The sequence below is a fragment of the Actinoplanes sp. NPDC051859 genome (assembly GCF_044452725.1).
GTDB lineage: Bacteria > Actinomycetota > Actinomycetes > Mycobacteriales > Micromonosporaceae > Actinoplanes.
This window is the reverse complement of record NZ_JBITBX010000005.1, coordinates 546,505-564,996: the sequence shown is the minus strand read 5'-3', so window position 1 is coordinate 564,996 and position 18,492 is coordinate 546,505. Positions and strand designations below refer to the sequence as shown.

The window sequence follows — 18,492 nt, the reverse complement described above, 5'->3', positions numbered from 1 at the left end:
GGCGACGATCCGCCGATGACGGTACGCACGCCGCTCCTCGCCACCGCCGCCCGTGAGATCGCATACGCCCTGCTCGGCGCCATGGGCGACCGTTGGCGGCACACCCAAGGCGTGGCCGAACGGGCCGCCGAGCTGGCCGGCCCGCTCGATCTCGACGCGGAAGTCCTGGTCGCCGCCGCCTGGCTGCATGACATCGGATACGCCGCGCCGGCCGTGGTGACCGGCTTTCACCCGCTCGACGGCGCGGAACATCTCGCCGCGCGCGGCTGGCCCCTGGCGATCGCCGCCCGCGTCGCCCACCACTCCGGTGCCCGCTTCGTCGCCGTCGCCCGTGGGCTGGCGGACCGGCTCGCGGCGTACCCGTACGAAGAGGGGCTGATGTCGGATGCGCTGACCTACGCCGATCAGACCGTGGGACCGCGCGGCGACCGGGTCACCCCCGCCACCCGGCACGCCGAGATGCTGCTTCGCCACGGTCCGGAGTCGTGGAACGGCAAGGTGGACCACGTGCGCGGACCCTATCTGCGGGAAGTGGCGGACCGGGTCGAGCTGTGCCTGCGTCAGCCGGCAGCTCTCCGGCGGTAGAGCCACGTGCCAGCCCACAGCACCACGCCGACAAGCAACAGGACGCCGGCGACTCGATAGTCGCTGCCGGCCCGGCCGGACAGCGGACTAGCCAGGTAGGCGCAGGTGATGGCGCCGATCACCGGGATGACCGTCGGCGCCTTGAAGTGGCGGTGCTCGACGCGGTCCCGGCGCAGCACCAGCACCGCGACGTTGACGATGGTGAAGACGCACAGCAGCAGCAGCGAGGTCGTGCCGCCCAGCGCGGTCAGGTCGGCGAACCAGATCAGGGCGAAAGCGACCATGGTGGTGAAGACAATCCCCACCCACGGGGTACGGCGGGTGCGGTGCACGAGGCCGAGCACCCTGGGCAGGACCCGCTCATTCGCCATGCCGTAGAGCAGCCGGCTCGCCATCAGCATGTTGATCAGAGCGGAGTTGGCCACCGCGAACATGGTGATGAAGGCGAAGATGGTCAGCGGGAACGCCGGGGCACCCGCCGACACCACCTTCAGCAGCGGGGCGTCGCCCTCGCCGAGGTCCGCCGGAGACACCAGGGCGACGGCTGAGATCGCCACCAGGACATAGATCAGGCCGGTGATGCACAGGCCGGTCAGCATCACCTTGGGGAAAACCCGGACCGGGTCGCGGGTCTCCTCCGCCATGTTGACCGAGTCCTCGAAGCCGACCATGGCGAAGAAGGCCAGCGCGGTCGCCGCGGTGACGGAGAAGAACGCACTCTCGCCCGGCGGCGTGTTGAAGTCGGTCAGCCGGGACAAGTCGCCATCACCGCCGCCGAGTGCCCACGCCCCGATGCCGATGACGATCAACAGGCCGGTCAGCTCGACCAGGGTCAGCACCACGTTGAGCTTGACGCTCTCGCCGACGCCGCGGAAGTTGACCAGGGCGATCAGCGTCATGAAGCCGACCGCGACCGCGGTGAGTCCCAGACCCTCGCCCATGGACAGGTCGAAGGCCTCCGCGAAGTTGCCCGCGAACGCCTTGGAGGCGCTGGACGCCGAGGTCAGGCCCGAGCACATCACCGCGAAGGTGACCATGAACGTCAGGAAATGCACCCCGAACGCCTTGTGCGTATAGAGCGCGGCACCCGCCGCCCGGGGGTACTTCGTCACGAGCTCGAGATAGCTGAAGGCGGTCAGCAGGGCCACGGCGAAGGCGAGCAGGAACGGCAACCACACCGCCCCGCCGACCTCGGACGCGACCTTGCCGGTGAGGGCGTACACGCCGGTGCCGAGAATGTCGCCGACCACGAAGAGCAGCAGCAGCCCCGGGCCGATGACCCGGTTGAGTGCGGGCTGTCCGGTCGCCTGGTCCGTTTCGGGGGAGCCCGCCTCTGCCATAGGTCCGAGCCTCGTACACCCGGCCCGATCTGTCGAGTGTGGGTTGTCCGCGGGCGCGCCGTGCAGCAGGATCGATGGCATGCGCATCGTGCTCGCCGCGAATCCGGAAGCCGATCAGCCCTGGGTCGCCGACGCCGCGGCGGGCCTGGCCAAACAGACCGGCGGGACGGTGGCGGTGGTCGCCGTCGATGAGGTGGAGTTGGAACGGCTGACGTCGGTGCCCCGTGCGGTGTTTGCGGAGCGCGCCGAGCGGGCCGCGACCGCGGCGGTGGATCGGCTGGCCGCCGCCGGGATCGAGGCCGCCCGGACGGTGCTGGCCGGGCGGGCGCTCGACCGCATCCTGGCGTTCGCCGACGAGCAGGAGGCCGACCTGATCGTGGTGGGTTCGAGCACCCGGCCCAAGGTGGCCGAGCGCCTCCTCGGCAGCGTCCCGCTCGATCTGATCAAGCGGTCACCGCGGCCGGTCGTGGTGGTGACCCACCCACAATCGACGTAGGTCAGATCTCCTCGGGGAGACCGAAGACGTCCGCGAGGCCGGTCACCAGGATGGCTTTGCGCACCGGCTGCGAGGGATTGGTCAGCGTCAGTGTGACGCCCTCCGCCGCCGTCGAGTTACGCGCGCTGACCAGAGCGCCGAGGGCGTAGGAATCGATGAAGGTCAGGCGGCTGACGTCCACGTGCAGATAGCGGCAGCCGGTGCCGCGGGCCGCCGAGACGAGACTGTCCCGCACTTCGTCGGCGCAGTCGAGGTCGAGGTCTCCGTCTAACGCCGCGGCGAGCAGTCCCTGCGGAGTGACCGGCTCGTACGCGACCAAGGTGTTCCTGGACATCTGAGAGAGGATAGCCGGGTTCGGTGGATCCGGCTCGCCGAGCGGCGCCGCCCCGACCCGACGGCGCTCACCGCGCGCCGCGATCCACCAGGCGAAAGCGCAGGCCGTCAGCGCTGGTTTTCAGCGGCGCGACAAAGACGACTTTGCGGTCGGCGTTCCACTGCACGGCGCCGTACTTGGCGCTGGCGATCCGGTAGCCCGGTCCGTCTGGAGCGCCCGTGTCCGCGAAGGCGAACAGCGTTTCCTGGGTGACGTCGCAGGCGGTGGCGACCAGCACGAGCAGACCCTCCGGAAGGAGGCGGACGCCGACGCACCGCGGCGCGCCGAAAGCGTCCGGAGTCGTCGACTGGATCAGGTAGTCGACGCCGGCCGGGACCAGGACGAACACCCCGTCCTCACCGGTGTCGTCGGCTGCCTTGGCCGGGCCCTCGATCGGCAGGGTGAGGTCCCGGTCGATGTCCGACATGCGCAGCCGGACCCGGCGTTTGCCGGCGAAAGCGTCACCGTCCCGGCTGGCCGCCGCGGCGCTGGGCGGCGGCGGTGCGGGCGCGGCGGCCGGTGCCGCTGGCGGTGCAGACTGCTGCAGCCGCAGCGGACCGGTGAGGACTCCGGCGACGACGAGCGCCGCGGCGCCCAGCATCGCCGCGGTCGCTACGACGATCTTGCGACGGTGCCACGCTCGGGGTGCATCGTCTGACGACCTCTCCGGCGCGGCGGACGAGCGCAGCAGAGTGGCGGATTCGGCTGCCGGTGGGGCGCCCGCCAGGAGCGTGTCGAGCAGCTCACGCGCGGTCGGCCGAGCCGCCGGGTCCTTCGCCAGGGCGCGCTCCACCAGGCCGTGCAGCAGGATCGGCAGGCCGGTCAGCTCGGGTGGCTCGGTCAGGATCCGCATGGCCGTGGCGGGCGGCGTGGGTGCCGCGAACGGGGTCCGTCCGGCAGCAGCGTGCGCGATCAGGACGCCCCAGGCGAACACGTCAGCCGGGAAGCCGACAATGTGCCGGTCGGCCGGCTCGAAGCGCTCCGGCGCCATGTAGGCGATCGTGCCGACCATGTGCCCGGTCGCGGTGTGGTGACTGGTGGCCTCCTGTGGTCGAGCGATGCCGAAGTCGATGACCTTGATGCCGCCGGGTGGAAGCAACACGTTGGCCGGTTTGAGGTCACGATGGATGACCCCGGCGCCGTGGATGGCGGCGAGTGCGGTGGCGGTGCCGATGGCGAGGCTGTGCAATGCGGAACCCTGCAGCGGTCCCCGTTCCTTGAGAACCGTGTCGAGGCTCGGCCCATCGACGTACTCGACGACCAGATAGGGCGGATCGTGATCGGGGTCGGCGTCGAGGACTTCGGCGGTGCTGAACGGAGGCACCTGCTGGGCGCGGTTGACCTCGCTGCGGAACCGGTTGCGGAAGCCGGGATCGTGGGCGAATTCGGGGCGGACCATCTTCAGAGCCACCAGGCGCCCATCGGGCGCCTCGCCGAGATACACGGCGCCCATGCCGCCGCGTCCGAGCCGGGCGCGCAACCGGTACCGGCCGATCCGGTGCGGATCGCCGGGCAGGAGCGGCCGGCTCATCAAGTCCTCATCTCAGGGCTCAGCGAAAGCGCCTGCGGGGCGCAGCGTTGGCACCCTACCGCCCGCGCGAGCGGTCCGGTCCGCTACGAACGGGTGCTGATCAGCGCCCCGAGAGCGGATACCAGCCGGTCCACGTCGTCGTCGCGGGTGCCGAGGCCGAAACTCACCCGCAGCAGCCCGGGGGTGCCGTCCCCACACGGTGTGGTGGCCTGCCCGGCGATGAGTCGCCGGGTCAGCGGGTGGGCGCAGAACTGGCCGGCGCGGACGCCGATGCCGTACCGGTCGGCGAGGTGGGTGGCGATGCGGGCCGGGTCGTGGCCGGGCAGGGCGAGCGACACGATGCCCACCCGCGGCGCTGCGCCGCGGAATGCGGTCACCTCGACCGCGCCGGGGATCGTGGTCAGCCCGTCGCGCAGGCGGGCCAGCAGTTCCTGCTCGCGCGCCTGCAGAGCCGCCCGATCGGCGCGGTGCAGGGCTGCGCACACCGCTCCGAGTGCGGCTGCGCCCAGCAGGTTAGGGGTGCCGCCTTCGTGCCGTGCCGGGCCGGTCGTCCAGGTCACGTCGCCGGGCTGGTCGCCGACCGCTGCGCTGGCGCCGCCGCCACTGAGGTACGGCGGTGCCGCGTCCAGCCAGTCGGACCGGCCGGCCAGCACTCCCGCGCCGAAGGGGGCGTACAGCTTGTGGCCGGAGAACGCCAGGTAGTCGACGCCCAGGTCGGTGAGCAGGACGGGGGAGTGCGGGGCGAGTTGAGCGGCGTCGACGGCGACCCGGGCACCGTGGGCGTGTGCCACGTCGGCGATGCGGCGCACCGGCCAGATCTCGCCGGTGACATTGCTGGCGGCGGTCACGGCGACGAGCGCGGGTCCGCGTACGGTCGCCAGGGCCCGCTCGACGGCAGCGACCGCCTCGTCCGGGGTCTCCGGGCAGGGCAGGCGCAGTTGCCGCGGCCACGGCAGCAGGTTGGCGTGGTGTTCGGTGTCGAACACGATCGTCGTGGTGCCGTCCGGCAACGCCCGAGCCAGCAGGTTCAGCGCATCCGTGGTGTTGCGGGTGAAGACGACGGCGTCGGCAGGGCGGGCACCCACGAAGGTGGCGACGCGCTCCCGGGCCCGCTCGTACGCCCGGGTCGAGGTGCGCGATCGGATGCCGGTGCCGCGGTGCACGCTGCCGCACCACGGGATGAGGTCCTGCACGGCGTCGGCGGCGGCGCGGACGCATGGCGCCGACGCGGCGTAGTCGAGGTGGGCGAAGCGGATGCTGTCGCCGTTGGCGAGGGCGACGTTCGCGTTGGGGTCGACGACGTCGAGGTCATGCCGAACGGCCCTGCCGACAGAAGTGGTGATCACAGATTGCTCCCCGGGTCGGGGGCCGGATGAGGCCCGCGCTTGCCCGCGCCGGAGTTGGCACAGGCCCGGTCTTCACCCGGGGCACCCCATCGCGGACGCAAGGGTTGCCGGCCAGCTAGCCGGGGCTCAGTGCTGGCACTCATGACCAATGCCGAACTTAGCAGACACCCCCGTAAGAGTGTTCTCTCGGCAGTGTGCCAACCGCCCGTGATCCGACAATTACCTTGAGTGTGCAGTTGTTGGAACAAACGGAAGGAAAGCTATGAAACTGGTCAAGGGATTGCTCGTCGCTACCGCGACTGCGGCCGCGGCCCTGGCGTTCAGCGCCGGACCCGCGAGTGCGCACGTCGCCGGGGACGACTGGGACACCACCAACGTCGGGCTGCTGAACGGCAACAGCTTCGACACGTCGCTGGAGATCCCGGTCAACATCTGCGGCAACAGCCTGGCGATCCTGGGCATCGCCAGCGGCAGTGCAATCTGCATCAACCACTGACGTCAATCGGTAGCACCGGCGTCCGGAACGGGGTGGCACGCAGGATCACCCAATCCGGACGCCGGGGTCGCCCGAACATCCGCTTAACCACTCAGTCGCGCTGTGCCGATGCCGAAGGGGGAAATGCGGCAGCTGTACGCCGCCACCCAAGCGGAGGGATGACCACGTGCGGCGGTTCTCTATCGGCACCCGTCTGTTCGGGACCTTCGCCGCTGTCCTCGTGCTGCTGCTCGGCGTTGCCGCGATGGGCTTCGCCACGATCGTCGCGCAGCGGGGTTCCGCGAACGACGTCCGCAGGCTCGAGGTGGCGACGCGACAGGCGGAGGAGATCAAGACCCACGCCGCCCTGCTCAACGGCTGGCAGGCCAGCTACATCAACGACATCTACCGGCTCGGCGCCGCCCGCGCGATCGGCGGCGACTCGGTCGCGTTCAAAGCCTGGCAGCAGGAGCGCGACACCTTCCGCACCTTCCTCTCCCAGGTGGACATCGGCAACTTCAACGGCACCGAGAAGGAGCTGTTCCAGCAGGTACGCGCCGAACTCAACACCTACATCGAGGTCAACGAGAAGCTGGGCACCGCGTACGAGCCGGGCACGCCGCAGGCGCTGTGGAACGCCGACCAGATCGCCATCAACGACAGCTTCAACAGCTACTACCGGATCATGGTCCACGCCCAGAAGCTCGCGACCTCCGTGGACGCCCGCAGCATCGAGGCCGTGCAGGCTTCCGCGGACTCCGCGCAGCGGGCACAGTGGGCGATCGGCCTGGCGACGATCCTGGCGCTGCTGCTCGGCGCCGGATCCGCGTGGGTCGTGACCCGCAGCATCGTGCGCCCCGTCGGCGCCGCCCGCGACGCGCTGCGCCGGGTGGCCGATGGTGACCTGACCGAGACGCCGAAGAGCAAGTGGCACGACGAGGTCGGCCAGATGGCGGTCGCGCTGGGGCAGGCGGTCGACTCCGTGCGTACCATCGTGTCCGACGTCGCGACCCAGGCGGACGCACTCACCCGGACCTCCGCGGACCTGGACGCCGTCTCGGCGGCCTTCAGCAAGAGCGTCGGCGACACGTCGCTGCAGGCGGACCTGGTCGCCGGGGCCGCGGAGGACGTCAACCGCAACGTGGACTCGATGGCCTCCGGCTCGGAGGAGATGGGCATCTCCATCCAGGAGATCTCGCGCAACGCCACCGACGCGGCCACCGTCGCCGCCGAAGCGGTCGCCGCCGCCGAGACCGCCAACGGCACCGTCGCCAACCTCGGCTCGTCGTCCTCAGCCATCAACGACGCCGTCCGACTGATCACCAGCATCGCGGAGCAGACCAACCTGCTCGCGCTGAACGCCACCATCGAGGCTGCCCGCGCCGGCGAGCTCGGCAAGGGCTTCGCCGTCGTCGCCGGTGAGGTCAAGGACCTGGCCCAGGAGAGCGCCAAAGCCGCTGAGGAGATCGACGGCCTGGTCAAGGCGATCCAGGGCGACACCGAGGCGGCCGTGGTCGCCATCGGGCACATCGGCGGGGTCATCGCGCGGATCAGTGACTACCAGACCAGCATCGCCGGAGCCGTCGAGGAGCAGACCGCCACCACCGTCGAGATGAGCCGGGGCGCGGTCGCCGCATCCAGCGGCACCGCCAGCATCGCCGAGAACATCCGCGCGGTCGCCGCCGCCACGTCGGTCACCTCGGCCGAGGTGGCCCGCGCCCGCGAGGCCGCGGCCGAGCTGACCCGCATGTCCACCACGCTGCGCGACGCTGTCGGGCAGTTCCGGTACTGAGGATGCAGATGCGCAGAAGGATCACCGCCGCCCTGCTGGCCGCCGCAGTCGGGCTGCTGTCGGCCTGCACCGCCGCGCCGGTCACCGGCACGACGGACACCAAGCTCATCGGCCTCGGCAAGGAAGCGATCCACGTCGGCATCGCGTACGACAGCGCGGGCCGCGGCGACAAGAGCTTCAACGACGCAGCAGGTCAGGGCATCGACCGGGCCAAGAAGGACCTGCTCATCCAGGCCACCGAGACGACCACCAAGTCCGAGGACGACGCGGGCCGGACGGCGGCGCTGAACGAACTCGTCACGGCCGGCGCCAACCCGGTCATCGCCGTCGGCTTCCTCTACGCAGGCGCGGTCAAGGCCGTCGCCGAGCAGCACCCGGACCGGCTCTTCGCGATCATCGACGACGACTCGGTGCAGGCCAAGAACGTGGTGTCGCTGATCTTCTCCGAGGAGCAGGGCTCGTACCTGGTCGGCGTGGCCGCGGGCCTGGCCACCAAGAGCGACCGGGTGGGCTTCATCGGCGGCGTCGAAGTGCCGGTCATCGGCAAGTTCGGCGCCGGCTTCGAGGCCGGCGTGCACAGCGTGGACCCGGATATCCGGGTCGAGTCCCGCTACCTGAGCAAGCCGCCGGACTTCAGCGGCTTCGGCGCCCCGGACAAAGGCAAGGCCGCGGCCGCCGCCATGATCCGCAACGGCGCGGACGTCATCTACACGGCCGCCGGCGGCTCCGGTGCGGGCTCCTTCGAGGCCGTGGCGGCCGCGGGCAAGGGCGTGTGGGCCATCGGCGTCGACACCGACCAGTACGCCACCGCCGACGCCAAGGTGAAGAACCAGATCCTCACCTCGATGCTCAAGCGCGTCGACAACAGCGTCTTCCAGGAGATCCAGGCGTTCATCAAGGGCGACCGCTCCGGCGGCTCCCGGCGCTACGACCTCAAGGTCGACGGCCTCGGGTACGCGACCTCGAACGGCGCGCTGAAGCCGTACGTGTCCCGGATGGAGAAGGCCCGTTACCGTATCCTCAGCGGCGCGGTGAAGGTGCCGCAGAGCTAGTTCTGCAGTGCTTTCTCGATGTCGGCGCGGAATCCGTCGTCCTCGCCGAGGCGGTCGCGCACCGGCAGCAGGGCGGCCCGCAGAGCCACCTGCGCATCGCGGCCGAGCACGCCCCGCAGGGCCATGGCTAGTGCCCGTAGCTCCCCGGCGGGTTCGTTCAGCCAACGCCGGACCTCGCGGCCCAGCGCGGAATCCCTAGCCACCGGTTGCCCGGCACCGCGTGCCGCCTGGGCCAGGGCTGCATCGAGTCCGGGAGTCTCGTCCACCGCTAGGGTGGTGGCGAGGCTGCGCACCTGCGCCACCGCGACCTCCCGGGTGCGCTCTGCGCCGGCCTGCTCTGCGGCGGCGAGCAGGTCCGCGAAGCGGCGTCCGGACGGCAGCAGATCGGCGGTCCGGACCGGGCCGGCGAACCACGGCTCGATCCGCGCGGACAGCCGGGGGGTGCCGAGCGGGTCCTCGGGGAGCCGCGAGCCGGTGAGTCGCTGGGCGAGGACCATCGCCTTGGCCTCGGCGTCGCGCCAGGTCTCCTCGTCCTCCGCGGCCGGCTCGTGCAGCCCGAGCGGGCGCATCAGGTGCCGCAGCAGCTCCGGATCGGCGCCCCAGGTCAACTCCGGAGACGGGTACGCCGGATCGAACGCCACCGTGGTGGTGCCCGCCACCGCGTAGGTGAACCGCAACGCAGTGTCGTCCCGCAGCACCGACAGCGCTTCGGTGCCGCGGGACACGGCTTCCAGCAGCGTGTGGTCCGCGCCCTCGGCGCTGTTCAGCTCGATCACCACGCTCCACCGGCCGAGTGACAGGGCAGCGGCCGCGCCGTCGAGGTCCGGGCCGGTACGCTCCGCGAACGTGTCCGGGTACGCCCCCATGCGCAGCAGGGCGGCCCGCTCGTCGGTGCCCTTGACGAAGGTCAGGCAGAACCGCGGTCCGAGTTCCGCCGCCCGGAGCTGGGCGTACGCGAGGTCATCCACGCCGCCAAGACTAGGGCACGTCTCACGGATCATGACGGCCTGCGCAGGGCCCAGCTTCCGCCTCGCAGCGCGATCCGTACGGCCGAATACCACCCCACGTGCGAGACGAAACCTGGACCTCGGCTCGGCATCGCCATGATCCGTAAGACGCACCCTCAAGCTCAGCGCGCGTGCGGCAGGGCGACACGGTCGAGTGCGTCGTCGGCGGGGCAGCGGCCGCGCATGACGTAGTTGTCGATGAAGGTCGCCACCGCGTCGCGCAGGTCGCGGGACGTTCCCTGCCGGGCCAGCGACTCGTACGCCGCCACGAAGCACAGCCGCCCGGCGGTAGCCAGCATCGGGTCGCTGAGTGCGTCCCGGGCCGCGCGATCCCACAGGCCCGGCGTCGTGCGCAGTGGCGCCGTGGCGGCGATCGCTTGGGCTGCGGCGGTCGGGTCGTCCAGCAGTGCTGCGGTGACGGCGATCGGGATGCGCCAACCGGTGCCCGGCTGCCGGTCGGCTACGTCGATCTCCAGGTGGCCGCGGGCGGCGACCGGTGGCCGGAAGGTGCGCAGGTGTCGGCTGAGTGCGGTGACGTCGGGGCGCTCGTCGGATCGGGTCCACGCGCGGAAGGTCCGGTCGGTGCCCGCCACCGGGGCGTCCAGCACGCGGGCGGCCCAGTCGGCCCGCGGATCGCCGCCGCACCGGGGGAGCCGGCGCAGCGCCTGGCGGTTGCTGCGCCAGCCGGTCGGCCGCCCGTGCCGCAGCGGAGAGTTGGCGAAGGCCGCCGCGAGCACCGGGGCAAGATCGTGGGCCAGGGTCCAACGGCGGTGCAGGCCGAGCAGACCGTCGGAATCGAGTCCGGCTTCCAGGCCGATCCGGACTCCGGCGGTTGCCCAGGCTGCGGAGGCGCCGGACGCGGCGGGGTCGACGGTGTCGGACGCCTCGTCAAGGAGCGCCAGGCCGTGCTCGTGGAGCAGGGGCAGCGGCATGGGCAGGTCGTCGGTCATCCGGGAGATCGCCGCGTCGATGCCGGGGGAGGGCGGGCCGCTCACCACGGCGACTCGGGGCGAGCGGGCGGTCAGAAAGCCGTGCCGCAGGCGCGGCTGCTGCGAGTGCAACGACCTGGTCAGCGGGCCGGGGAGGCCGGGCTGTGTCACCAGCAGGTCCACTGCCGCGCCGACGAATCCGGGCCGCGCGGGGGTGAACGCACTGGCGGCGAGGAGAACTTCGGCGGCTCGTTCGGTCAGCGTCAGCATGGCGCTAATCCTATCGCACCCATAGAGAATGTGGGAAAGATCATGTGACATCGACAGGCTTGCATCGCCTAGTGGTTTCATCGGTAAGGTGGGCTATTCCTTTCGCCGGATCGATCCGAGGACGGCCATGCGCAGACATCTGCCCCTCGCCCTAGCCGCAACGCTGCTGGCCGGCGGCCTGACCGCCTGCGGAAACGGCGGTGGCGGCGGCTCATCGACCGCCGCGTTCGATCCGGCCACCTGCCAGGGCGGCACCCTCGCGGTGCTCAACCAGGGCGGCATCACGCACCTCGACCCGGCCCGGCTCTACACCTCGGGCGGCGGCAACATCCCGTCGCTGCTCTTCCGCACCCTCACCACGCGCAACCGGCAGCCCGGCGACGCCGGCACCAAGCCCGCGCCCGACCTCGCCACCGACCTGGGCACGCCGTCGGACGGCGCGCGCACCTGGACCTACCGGCTGCGCGACGACATCTTCTTCGAGGACGGCACGCCGATCACGGCCGCGGACGTCAAATACGGCATCGAGCGGTCGTTTGCACCCGAGCTGCCCGGCGGTGCGCCGTACCTGCGGGACTGGCTGGCGGGGGCCAAGGACTATCAGGGGCCGTACAAGCAGCCCGACGGCATCAAGGCCATCGAGACCCCGGACCCGCGGACGATCATCTTCAAGCTCAGCAAGCCCGAGGGTGACTTCCCGTTCCTTGCCACGGCCACCCAGTTCGCGCCGGTGCCCAAGGCCAAGGACAAGGGCGCCGCGTACGAGCGCCACCCGATCTCCTCCGGGCCGTACATGGTGGCGTCGTATGAGCAGAAGAAATCGCTGTCGCTGGTCCGCAACCCCCACTGGAAGCGGTCGACGGACACCCTGCGCTACGCCTGCCCTGACAAGATCGAGGTGACCGCCGGGCTGGACGCCGCCGTGATCAACCAGCGCATCACCACCGGCGCTGGTGCGGATGCCAACGCGGTCACCACCGACGCCGTCGTCGGCCCCGAGCAGCTGGCCCAGCTCGGCACCGGCTCCGAGCTGGACGAGCGGGTGGCCCGCGGAGCTTTCCCGTCCACCACCTACCTCGCGTTCGACACCACGAAGCAGCCGTTCGACGACGAGCGGGTCCGCCAAGCGCTGTCGTACGCGATCAACCGCACCTCGGTCGTCAACGCGCTCGGCGGCAGCGCGGTCGCCGGACCGTCGACCACCTTCCTGCCCCCGCAGGCCGCCCTCGGCTATCAGCCCTACGACTATTTCCCGGCGGGGGAGTCCGGCGATCCGGCCAAGGCCAAGGATCTGCTCGCCGCGGCCGGGCAGAGCAGCCTCGCGATCGAACTGGCCCACGAGAACGACGACGCGCAGGGTCTCGGACCGAAGGTCGCCGCCGCCGTGCAGGAAGCGTTCCAGCAGGCCGGGGTGACCGTCACACTGACCGCGATCGACAGCGCCACCTACCGCGACGTCACCGGCAAGCCCGCCACCCAGCCCGGTCTGTCGCTGCAGAGCTGGGGAGCCGACTGGCCTTCCGGCGGCCCGTTCCTCATCCCGATCTTCGACGGCCGTCAGATCATCACCGCGGGTGGCAACTTCAACCTCGCTCAGTACAACGACGCGGGCGTCAACGCGGAGATCGACGCCATCAACGCGCTGACCGACCCGGCCGCGGCGGCGCAGCGCTGGGGTGCCCTGGACGCCAAGCTGGGCAAGCTCGCCCTGGTCCTCCCGCTGACCCACCCCAAGGACGTTTATCTGTACGGCAAGAACGTGAAGAACGCCGTGCCGGACGGCTGGCGGGGCACCTACGACCTGGCCCGGATCTCCGTCAAGTGACCGTTGCCCGTCGCCTGCTCGCCGACCGCGCCTTTCGGACGGGCGGGATCATCGGGGCGGTCATGGTGCTCGTCGCCCTGACCGCACCCCTGTTGACCGCCCTCGCCGGGCAGGACGCCACCACCTTTCACAACGAGCTGCTCGACTCGGCGCGCGGCGGCGTGCCACTCGGCCGGTTCGGCGGGATCAGCGCCGAGCATTGGCTCGGCGTCGAGCCCGGCACCGGCCGCGACCTGTTCGCCCGGGTCGTCTACGGCGCCCGCGTTTCGCTCGGCGTCGCGATTTCCGCGCTGGTCCTGCAACTGCTGCTCGGCGTGGGAGTGGGCGTCGCCGCAGGCCTCGGCGGGCGGTGGGCAGACGCCGCCCTGAGCCGGCTGTCCGACCTGGTGCTCGCCTTTCCCAGCCTGGTGCTCGCGATCGCCCTGCTCGCCATCGTGCCGCAGAGCTGGCCCCGCCCGGCGCTGCTCGCCGTGGTCATCGCGGTGCTCGGCTGGGGCGGCATGGCCCGCATCACTCGCGGCGAAACGCTCTCGCTGAAAACCCGTGATTACGTGGCCGCCGCCCGGGTTGCCGGGGCCAGCCCGCTGCGGGTGGCGCGCCGGGAGATCCTGCCGGGACTGGCCGCGCCGGTCCTCACGTACGCCGCACTGGTCCTGCCCGCCAACATGATCGCCGAGGCCGGGCTGTCGTTCCTCGGCGTCGGGGTCCGGCCGCCCACACCGTCGTGGGGGCAGATGCTGTCCAGCGCCACGACCTGGTTCCGCGCCGACCCGGCGTACGTGTGGATCCCGGGTGGTCTGCTCTTTCTCACCCTGCTGGCCTTTGTGCTGGTCGCCGACGGGGTACGCCGGGTCCTCGACCCTCGACAGAGCGAGCTGCTGCGATGATCGGCTATCTGATTCGCCGGATCGGCGGCGCGCTCCTCGTGTTGCTCGGGCTGTCCATCGTCGTCTACGGGCTGTTCTACCTCGCACCGCAGGATCCCGCCGTGCTGACCTGCGGCAAAGGGTGCACCCCCGAACGTCTCGCCGAAGTCCGCGCCGCGATGGGCCTCGATCAGCCGGTGCTCACCCAGTACGCCGAGTTCCTGCGCGGCCTGGTCCTCGGCCGCGACCAGGTCGCCGGGCCGGAAGTCGTGCACTGCCCGGCGCCGTGCCTCGGCTACTCCTTCGAGACCGGCCAGCCGGTCACCGCGTTGCTCGCCGACCGGCTGCCCGTCTCCGCGTCCCTGGCCATCGGCGCGGAATTCCTCTCGCTGGTGGTGGGCATCGGCGCCGGACTGCTCGCCGGACTGCGCCGCTTCCGCGTCCTCGACCGGTTCGTCAACGGCCTGGTGCTCGCGGGCTACGCCGTGCCGGTGTTCCTCGTCGGGCTGTTCCTGCTCATGCTCTTCTGCGTCCAACTGCAATGGCTGCCGTTCCCCACCTATGTGCCGTTCAGCACCGATCCGGTGGCGTGGGCGCAGAACCTGCTGCTGCCGTGGATCGCCCTGGCCGTGATCCAATCCGCCGCGTACGCCCGACTCACCCGGGCCGGCGTGCGGCAGACGCTCGGTGAGGACCACGTGCGTACCGCCCGGGCGTACGGCTTCACCGAGCGCCGCATCGTGGTCCGTCGAGCGCTGCGCGGCGCACTGATCCCGCTGATCACCCTCACCGCCGTCGACGTGGCCGCCATCATGGCGAGCGCGGTGCTCACCGAGACCATGTTCGGCCTGCCCGGCGTCGGTCAGCTGCTGGTCGGGGCGGTCAACCAGATCGACCTGCCGGTCGTCGTCGGGGTCACCCTGCTCACCGGCTTCCTCGTGGTCACGGCCAACGCCGTCGCCGACCTGCTCTACGCCGCCGCCGACCCGAGAGTGCAGCTGCGATGACGCTGCTGTCAGTGCGCGACCTGCGCATCAGCTTCGGCGCCACCCGGGCGGTCGACGGTCTCTCGTTCGAGCTGCCCGCCGGCGGCGCGCTCGGCATCGTCGGCGAATCCGGCTCCGGCAAGAGCGCCACCGCGCTGGCCCTGCTCGGCCTGCACCACGACGCCGACATCAGCGGGCAGATCTGTTTCGAGGACACGAATCTGCTCACCGCCACCGAGCGGCGGCTGCGGGAGCTGCGCGGTGCCGGCATCGCCATGGTGTTCCAAGAGCCGCTGACCGCGCTCAGCCCGTTCCACACCGTGGGCGACCAGATCGCCGAGGTCTACCGCCTGCACACCGGCGCGACCCGGCGGGCCGCCCGCGACCGCGCCGTCGACGTGCTGGGCCGGGTGCACATCCCGAATCCGGAACGCCGGGCGGCGGCGTACCCGCATCAGTTCTCCGGCGGCATGCGCCAGCGGGCACTGATCGCGATGGCCCTCGCCTGCCGACCACGACTGATCGTCGCCGACGAGCCGACCACCGCCCTCGACGTCACCGTGCAGGCGCAGATCCTCGACCTGCTCGACGAAGTGCGGACGACCACCGGCGCAGCGTTGCTGCTCATCAGTCACGACCTCGGCGTGGTCGCGGGCTCCACGGACTCGGTCGTGGTGCTGCGGAACGGTGTTGCGGTGGAGGAGGGGCCGACCACCACGGTACTGAGTACGCCGCGGGACGCGTACACGAAGGCCTTGCTCGCGGCCGTCCCCCGGCCCGGCCCGCCGCGGACGGTCGAGGGCGCCCCGCTGTTGCGCCTCAGCGGCGTCCGCAAGCATTTCCCGCAGCCGCGGCGGCGGTCCCTGCGCCGTCCCGAGCCGATCCGGGCCGTCGACGACGTGACCCTCGACGTGCGCGAAGGCGAGACGATGGGGCTGGTCGGCGAGAGCGGCACCGGCAAGACCACCCTCGCCCGCATGATGGTGGGCCTCACCCGCCCCAGCGCCGGCACGGTCACCTTCGCCGACGCGGACGTGGCCCGGCGCCGCGGCCGCTCGGTGCAGATGGTCTTCCAGGACCCGCTGTCCGCGCTCAATCCGCGCCGCACGGTGGGGGAGAGCATCGCGGACCCGCTGCGCCTTCGCGGCGAGTCTGCACCCCGTCCCACGGTCGAGGACCTGCTCGTCAGGGTCGGCCTCACCCCAGCCGTCTACGACCGCTATCCGCACCAGCTCTCCGGCGGCATGCGGCAGCGCGTCGGCATCGCCCGGGCGCTTGCCCCCCGGCCCCGGCTGATCGTCTGCGACGAGCCGGTGTCGTCCCTCGACGTCACCACGCAGGCCCAGGTCCTGGCGCTGCTCGAGGACGTCCGGCGCGAGTACGGCCTCACCCTGGTCTTCGTATCGCACGATCTCGCCGTGGTGCGCCAGATCGCCGACCGGGTCGCGGTGCTGCACGCCGGCACGGTGGTGGAGGTGGGCGACGTCGCCGAGGTGTACGAGCGGCCGCAGCACCCGTACACCCAGGAGTTGTTGGCGGCCGTACCGGTCACCGACCCGCAGGAGGCACGACGGCGCCGGGACCAGCGTCGCGCGCTTCTAGAATCGGGCTCATGACCGGCTACGAGTCGCACATCGACGCGGGATCTCCAGGAAACGGTCGACCGGCGCACCTCGGAAGCGGATGTGCGCCGGTACGTCGCGGATCTCAACGAGCAGCTGCGCAAGGCCCGGGCCGGAATGCTGGACGGTCCGCCGGTGCTGCTGCCGCCGCTGGACGCCGATGAGGTCGTCCGCGGGTGGCGCGAGCGTCGGGCGGGCCGGTCCGGCTAGGCCTTCTCGGTCAGCGTCAGCGGTTTGCCGGTGAGGGTGTCGCAGCGAACGAAGGAGAGCTGGATCTTCACGTCGGTGAACCAGAGGATCGGCAGGGTCAGCGGCGGCGGCCGTTCCGGGGTGAAGGTGACCGGGATCAGGCCGAAGAGCTTGCCCTGGAACTTCGGGGTGTAGAACCGGACGTTGCCTTCGGTGATCAATTCCTTGCTGGTGATCACCGTCTTGGCGCCACCGGCCTCGGGGACGGTCAGCGAGAACGGCTTGTTGACTGCCTTGCTCATGCTGAACTTCAGTGCCTTGATGATGGTGCCGTCGGCGGTCGGCAGGTCCTTCACACCGTCGTAGGTGGAGTTGTACATCGTCAGCGAGTCCGTCTCGAGCGTGCCACCGTTGCGCGACACCACCGGCACGTCGTCCGGCCCGGCCAGCTTGTTCAGGACCCGGGGCCCGAGGCAGGGCACGTCTTCCAGACCGGTGCTCGGCTTCGGCGCGGCCGATGCGGACGCGGACGGCGAGCCCGCCGATGCGCTGGGATCCGGCTGCTCCGGCGCCGGCTTCTCCGTGGGAGTCGCGCTGGGACCGGACGGCTTCGGCTGAGGAGCAGGCTCGACGGGCGCCGGCGCGGACGGTTCCGCGCTGGGCGTGGTTTCCGCCGGCTCGGCCGCCTTCTCGTCGCCCTTGGCCTCGTCGTCCGTGGCCGCCTCGTCGCCCTTTGCTTCGTCTGCCTTCGCTTCGTCGTCGCCCAGACCGAGCAGGTCACCGACGCCGTCGACCAGTTTGTTGAACCCGTCGACGAGGAGGTTGCCGGATTTCCCGTCTCCCTCCTCTGCCTCGTCGGCCTTCGCCGGCGAGGTCTTGCCCGCCGACGCGGACGGGGCGGCACCCTGGCGGGCCGCCTGCGGAGCGGTGGTCTTGGTGGCGGTGGCCTTCACCTGGGTCTTGGCCTTCGCGGCGGCGGAGGCGGACGCGGACGACTGTCGCGCGATCTCCTTCTTCGCGGCGGCGACCGGACGGGACGGCATGCCCTCGGGGCACTCCTCCTCGGCCCGGGCCGGGGACTTACTGCCCACCACGACGATGGCGCCGACCACCAGCGGAACGAGGGTGATCACGAGCGCCTTGCGGTGAAAGCCACCCGACTGGCGAGGCGGCTGACCGGGCTGTGCATCGTCCGGGTGCGCGCCAGCAAAACCCGGCACGATCCCGTTGTGCCCGGCCGGTCGCAGCACCGCGGTCTGGTCCGGGTCCGGCCCCTCGGCATGCGGGGCGTCGAACGGTGCGCCCGACTCCCGCGCCTCGCCGTCATCGGCGGGGTCGACGGCTTCGTCCACGTCGTCCGGGATGGCGACCTCGGGCTGCGGCTTCTGCGGGACCCAGGACAGCACCAGCGCGCCGCCGAGGATGCCGAACAGCATGCCCAGGATGAAGCCGCCGAAGTTCAGCCCGATCAGCGAGTAGACCGCGGTCAGCAGGCCGAGGATGCCGTAGAACAGCCGCTGGCCCGGCGTGAACCAGGACAGCAGGCCGCTGAGTACGAGCAAGAGCGGCAGCAGGTACGACAGGAATCCCTCGGGCCCGAAATGGACCTGAAGATCGCCCAGCGTCAGGTTGGCGCTGAGGAACAGCTCAATCCCGGCGATCAGGAACAAGAGCCCGCCCCAGAACGGCCGGGTGCGCCGCCAGTGACGGAAACCGCCGCCGGCCGAGGTCCTTGGTGTTGCCACGTACTCCTCCAGTCAAGGTGGTGCTTGCCGCCCCCGGCATGGGTGAGGCCCGCGGACGGTGCG

At 71.2% G+C, this 18,492-nt stretch carries 17 protein-coding genes and 1 riboswitch; of the genes, 10 read left to right on the top strand and 7 right to left on the bottom strand.

The genetic code is table 11. The features are described 5' to 3' along the window. The first annotated feature begins 15 nt into the window (after positions 1–15). Positions 16–585 carry an HDIG domain-containing metalloprotein gene (locus ACIA1L_RS16635; protein ID WP_396073570.1) on the top strand — a complete coding sequence of 190 codons (570 nt, stop codon included), beginning with the start codon at positions 16–18 and terminating at the stop codon, positions 583–585. Here the strand turns inward: ACIA1L_RS16635 and ACIA1L_RS16630 are convergent. After that, positions 561–1,925, bottom strand: coding sequence for an APC family permease (locus ACIA1L_RS16630; RefSeq protein ID WP_396073569.1), 1,365 nt, complete (start codon positions 1,923–1,925; stop codon positions 561–563). The genes ACIA1L_RS16635 and ACIA1L_RS16630 overlap by 25 nt on opposite strands. A 79-nt stretch (positions 1,926–2,004) precedes the next feature. On the opposite strand from ACIA1L_RS16630, the gene ACIA1L_RS16625 reads away from it, so the two are divergent. After that, on the top strand, positions 2,005–2,421 hold the full coding sequence (locus ACIA1L_RS16625) for a universal stress protein (protein WP_396073568.1): 417 nt from the start codon (positions 2,005–2,007) through the stop codon (positions 2,419–2,421). 1 nt (position 2,422) lies between these two features. Here ACIA1L_RS16625 and ACIA1L_RS16620 read toward each other — a convergent pair whose 3' ends face one another. The 3 genes from ACIA1L_RS16620 to ACIA1L_RS16610 form a co-directional block, all read right to left on the bottom strand. Beyond that, the gene (locus tag ACIA1L_RS16620) at positions 2,423–2,755 is read right to left on the bottom strand and encodes an STAS domain-containing protein (RefSeq protein ID WP_396073567.1); all 333 of its coding nucleotides are present in this window, start codon (positions 2,753–2,755) and stop codon (positions 2,423–2,425) included. A gap of 67 nt (positions 2,756–2,822) precedes the next feature. Next, a complete protein-coding gene (locus ACIA1L_RS16615; protein ID WP_396073566.1) occupies positions 2,823–4,325 on the bottom strand; it encodes a serine/threonine-protein kinase in 1,503 nt (500 codons plus the stop codon). 83 nt (positions 4,326–4,408) lie between these two features. Continuing rightward, positions 4,409–5,581, bottom strand: coding sequence for an aminotransferase class V-fold PLP-dependent enzyme (locus ACIA1L_RS16610; protein ID WP_396073628.1), 1,173 nt, complete (start codon positions 5,579–5,581; stop codon positions 4,409–4,411). Between the two features lie 120 nt (positions 5,582–5,701). Then, positions 5,702–5,818: riboswitch (SAM riboswitch) on the bottom strand. Between the two features lie 115 nt (positions 5,819–5,933). Here ACIA1L_RS16610 and ACIA1L_RS16605 point away from each other — a divergent pair. The 3 genes from ACIA1L_RS16605 (at position 5,934) to ACIA1L_RS16595 (ending at position 8,990) form a co-directional block, all read left to right on the top strand. Next, the gene (locus ACIA1L_RS16605; protein WP_396073565.1) at positions 5,934–6,167 is read left to right on the top strand and encodes a chaplin family protein; all 234 of its coding nucleotides are present in this window, start codon (positions 5,934–5,936) and stop codon (positions 6,165–6,167) included. A gap of 166 nt (positions 6,168–6,333) precedes the next feature. Beyond that, complete coding sequence (locus tag ACIA1L_RS16600) at positions 6,334–7,938, top strand: methyl-accepting chemotaxis protein (protein ID WP_396073564.1); 1,605 nt, start codon at positions 6,334–6,336, stop codon at positions 7,936–7,938. An 8-nt stretch (positions 7,939–7,946) separates the two neighbouring features. Then, positions 7,947–8,990, top strand: coding sequence for a BMP family protein (locus tag ACIA1L_RS16595; protein ID WP_396073563.1), 1,044 nt, complete (start codon positions 7,947–7,949; stop codon positions 8,988–8,990). Here the strand turns inward: ACIA1L_RS16595 and ACIA1L_RS16590 are convergent. Then, positions 8,987–9,958, bottom strand: coding sequence for a DUF6461 domain-containing protein (locus tag ACIA1L_RS16590; protein ID WP_396073562.1), 972 nt, complete (start codon positions 9,956–9,958; stop codon positions 8,987–8,989). The two genes, ACIA1L_RS16595 and ACIA1L_RS16590, sit on opposite strands and share 4 nt — an antisense overlap. 161 nt (positions 9,959–10,119) lie before the next feature. Then, the gene (locus ACIA1L_RS16585; protein ID WP_396073561.1) at positions 10,120–11,196 is read right to left on the bottom strand and encodes a glutamate-cysteine ligase family protein; all 1,077 of its coding nucleotides are present in this window, start codon (positions 11,194–11,196) and stop codon (positions 10,120–10,122) included. A gap of 127 nt (positions 11,197–11,323) precedes the next feature. On the opposite strand from ACIA1L_RS16585, the gene ACIA1L_RS16580 reads away from it, so the two are divergent. From ACIA1L_RS16580 to ACIA1L_RS16560, 5 genes are all read left to right on the top strand, one after another. Beyond that, complete coding sequence (locus ACIA1L_RS16580; RefSeq protein WP_396073560.1) at positions 11,324–13,021, top strand: ABC transporter substrate-binding protein; 1,698 nt, start codon at positions 11,324–11,326, stop codon at positions 13,019–13,021. After that, on the top strand, positions 13,018–13,908 hold the full coding sequence (locus ACIA1L_RS16575) for an ABC transporter permease (protein WP_396073559.1): 891 nt from the start codon (positions 13,018–13,020) through the stop codon (positions 13,906–13,908). Before ACIA1L_RS16580 ends, ACIA1L_RS16575 begins: the two co-directional genes overlap by 4 nt. After that, positions 13,905–14,894, top strand: coding sequence for an ABC transporter permease (locus tag ACIA1L_RS16570; RefSeq protein WP_396073558.1), 990 nt, complete (start codon positions 13,905–13,907; stop codon positions 14,892–14,894). Before ACIA1L_RS16575 ends, ACIA1L_RS16570 begins: the two co-directional genes overlap by 4 nt. Then, complete coding sequence (locus ACIA1L_RS16565) at positions 14,891–16,489, top strand: dipeptide ABC transporter ATP-binding protein (RefSeq protein WP_396073557.1); 1,599 nt, start codon at positions 14,891–14,893, stop codon at positions 16,487–16,489. The genes ACIA1L_RS16570 and ACIA1L_RS16565 overlap by 4 nt, the downstream gene beginning before the upstream one ends. Positions 16,490–16,558: 69 nt before the next feature. Beyond that, positions 16,559–16,705, top strand: coding sequence for a hypothetical protein (locus tag ACIA1L_RS16560; RefSeq protein ID WP_396073556.1), 147 nt, complete (start codon positions 16,559–16,561; stop codon positions 16,703–16,705). Here ACIA1L_RS16560 and ACIA1L_RS16555 read toward each other — a convergent pair. Then, positions 16,702–18,429: a DUF6114 domain-containing protein gene (locus tag ACIA1L_RS16555; protein ID WP_396073555.1), complete on the bottom strand. Its 1,728-nt coding sequence runs from the start codon at positions 18,427–18,429 to the stop codon at positions 16,702–16,704. The genes ACIA1L_RS16560 and ACIA1L_RS16555 overlap by 4 nt on opposite strands. Positions 18,430–18,492: the final 63 nt, after the last annotated feature.

Excerpts from the sequence above, each read along its gene's own strand:
- ACIA1L_RS16630 (WP_396073569.1), bottom strand. The coding sequence starts at position 1,925 with ATGGCAGAGGCGGGCTCCCCCGAAACGGACCAGGCGACCGGACAGCCC.
- ACIA1L_RS16595 (WP_396073563.1), top strand. The coding sequence starts at position 7,947 with ATGCGCAGAAGGATCACCGCCGCCCTGCTGGCCGCCGCAGTCGGGCTG.
- ACIA1L_RS16620 (WP_396073567.1), bottom strand. The coding sequence starts at position 2,755 with ATGTCCAGGAACACCTTGGTCGCGTACGAGCCGGTCACTCCGCAGGGA.
- ACIA1L_RS16625 (WP_396073568.1), top strand. The coding sequence starts at position 2,005 with ATGCGCATCGTGCTCGCCGCGAATCCGGAAGCCGATCAGCCCTGGGTC.
- ACIA1L_RS16635 (WP_396073570.1), top strand. The coding sequence starts at position 16 with ATGACGGTACGCACGCCGCTCCTCGCCACCGCCGCCCGTGAGATCGCA.
- ACIA1L_RS16570 (WP_396073558.1), top strand. The coding sequence starts at position 13,905 with ATGATCGGCTATCTGATTCGCCGGATCGGCGGCGCGCTCCTCGTGTTG.
- ACIA1L_RS16565 (WP_396073557.1), top strand. The coding sequence starts at position 14,891 with ATGACGCTGCTGTCAGTGCGCGACCTGCGCATCAGCTTCGGCGCCACC.
- ACIA1L_RS16580 (WP_396073560.1), top strand. The coding sequence starts at position 11,324 with ATGCGCAGACATCTGCCCCTCGCCCTAGCCGCAACGCTGCTGGCCGGC.
- ACIA1L_RS16605 (WP_396073565.1), top strand. The coding sequence starts at position 5,934 with ATGAAACTGGTCAAGGGATTGCTCGTCGCTACCGCGACTGCGGCCGCG.
- ACIA1L_RS16585 (WP_396073561.1), bottom strand. The coding sequence starts at position 11,196 with ATGCTGACGCTGACCGAACGAGCCGCCGAAGTTCTCCTCGCCGCCAGT.
- ACIA1L_RS16615 (WP_396073566.1), bottom strand. The coding sequence starts at position 4,325 with ATGAGCCGGCCGCTCCTGCCCGGCGATCCGCACCGGATCGGCCGGTAC.